General features: G+C 64.6%; 1 protein-coding gene. It reads left to right on the top strand.

Going from position 1 to position 277, the window contains the following annotated elements; genetic code table 11:
• Positions 1–277, top strand: a 277-nt coding sequence (locus AABA86_RS34565) for a putative Ig domain-containing protein (protein ID WP_338309939.1), incomplete at both ends; no start/stop codon positions are given.

Genomic DNA, 277 nt, shown 5'->3' with positions numbered 1-277 from the left:
GCTCGGCACTTCCCGCCTGGCTGACCTTTAACGCATCAACCCGAACCTTCAGCGGTACGCCATCGTCGGCCGACGTCGGCACGCTCGGCGTGAAGGCAACCGCGACCGATCTCGGCAGCCTTGCTGCAAGCGAGATATTCAATATCACCGTGACGACAACTCCGAACACGCCGCCGACGGCGGTCGCCGACACGGGCGACGCCACCGAGAAGGGTGGTGTCAACAACGGCACCGGCGGTTCCTCTGCCGCGGGAAACGTGCTGACCAACGACACCGA

Origin of the sequence: Bradyrhizobium sp. TM233 (genome assembly GCF_036247965.1) — a bacterium.
GTDB lineage: Bacteria > Pseudomonadota > Alphaproteobacteria > Rhizobiales > Xanthobacteraceae > Bradyrhizobium > Bradyrhizobium ottawaense.
The sequence above is the reverse complement of the archived record's forward strand: the minus strand, read 5'-3'. Positions and strand labels throughout refer to the sequence as shown.